We start from the raw sequence: 1,640 nt of genomic DNA on the forward strand, positions 1-1,640 counted from the left end.
GGCGATGAGCGGGAGCTGGTGGTTCTGGGCTGTGCTCGCGATCTTCTTTCTGTCCGTCGCCGCCTTTGGGGGCACGTTCGGGCTGTATACACGGCGGATTCAACTGGTCGTCGCAACACTCCAGGTAATGGAGGTGGATTGTGGGTAGGCCAGCAGCATGGATGCAGGAAATCACGGGAAGGTCGGCGTTGAAGTCGCCGGGCCGGCCTTCGCACCGTCGTGAGGTGGAGCGGTTGTTCTGGAATGAGATCGCGACCGGGGTCAGTAGCGAACAGGCCGCCGCGGCGGTCGGCGTGTCGAGTGCGGTTGGTTCCCGGTGGTTCCGCCATCGTGGTGGGATGCCGCTTCACCTGGCCACGGATGTGTCCTCCCGATATTTGTCTTTCTTCGAGCGCGAAGAGATCGCGGTCATGGTCGCCGAGGGTAAGGGGGTACGCGAAATCGCCCGCACGCTGAATCGTGCGCCGTCGACGATCTCTCGCGAGCTGCGTCGCAATGCTGCGACCCGCGGTGGCAAGCTCGAGTATCGGGCCTCGGTTGCGCAGTGGAAGTCGGAGATCTTCGCCGCCCGCCCGAAGGAGGCGAAGCTGGTTGGAAACGATCCTCTGCGTGAGTATGTCCAGGACCGACTGGCCGGCAAGATCACCGACAGTGGCGGCGCTCCGATCGACGGGCCGGAGGAAGCAAAATGGGCGGGGCGCAACAAGCCGCACCGTGGTGATCGCCGCTGGGTCAACGGCTGGAGCCCTGAGCAAATCAGCAACCGCCTGAAGGTCGACTTCCCGGATGATGAGTCCATGCGCATCTCCCACGAGGCCATCTACCAGGCGCTTTACATACAGGGGCGAGGTGCGCTCAAGCGTGAGCTCGTCACCTGCCTGCGCACGGGTCGGGCCCTGCGGGTACCGCGCGAGCGCACTCGTTCCGCGGCGTGGGCGCACGTCAGCGACAAGGTCCTCATCAGCGAGCGCCCAGCCGAGGCCGAGGACCGGGCTGTGCCCGGGCACTGGGAGGGCGATCTGATCATCGGTCTCAACCGCTCCGCGATCGGCACGCTCGTCGAACGCACTACCCGGTTCACCATGCTCGTTCACTTGCCCCGCGAAGAGGGCTATGGGCAATCGCCACCGGTCAAGAACGGGCCGGCATTGTCTGGTTACGGAGCCGAGAGCATGTCGCGGGCGCTGGCCAGGACGATCACAGATCTGCCCGAACACCTGCTGCGGTCGCTGACGTGGGACCGTGGCAAGGAGCTGTCAGCGCACGCGCAATTCACTATCGAGACCGGTCTGCCGGTGTTCTTCGCCGACCCCCGCAGCCCATGGCAGCGCGGTTCAAACGAGAACACCAACGGATTGCTGCGCCAGTACTTCCCCAAGGGCACCGACCTATCCCGCTGGACCGCACAGGACCTCGCCGCCATCGCGCACACCCTCAACACGCGGCCACGAAAGACTCTCGGATGGCGAACTCCCGCCGAAGCTCTGGACGAGCATCTACAGTCACTACAAACGTCAAGTGTTGCGACGGCCGATTGAATCCGCCCACGGCTGCTCGATCGTTATGGGCAGGCATTCGCGTCGACGATCACCGCGGGCGCGGCGATCGCCCTCGGGGTGGGTATCGCCGCGGAAGTTCAC

At 64.7% G+C, this 1,640-nt stretch carries 1 protein-coding gene; it reads left to right on the plus strand.

All coding sequences use genetic code 11. The annotated features are described in order from the left end of the window. The first annotated feature begins 161 nt into the window (after nt 1-161). Nucleotides 162-1,538 carry an IS30 family transposase gene (locus ACWIE7_RS19190; RefSeq protein ID WP_454070336.1) on the plus strand — a complete coding sequence of 459 codons (1,377 nt, stop codon included), beginning with the start codon at nt 162-164 and terminating at the stop codon, nt 1,536-1,538. The last annotated feature ends 102 nt before the right edge of the window (nt 1,539-1,640 follow it).

It is taken from the genome of Dietzia sp. NPDC055343, from assembly GCF_053645265.1.

Excerpts from the sequence above, each read along its gene's own strand:
- ACWIE7_RS19190 (WP_454070336.1), top strand. The coding sequence starts at position 162 with ATGCAGGAAATCACGGGAAGGTCGGCGTTGAAGTCGCCGGGCCGGCCT.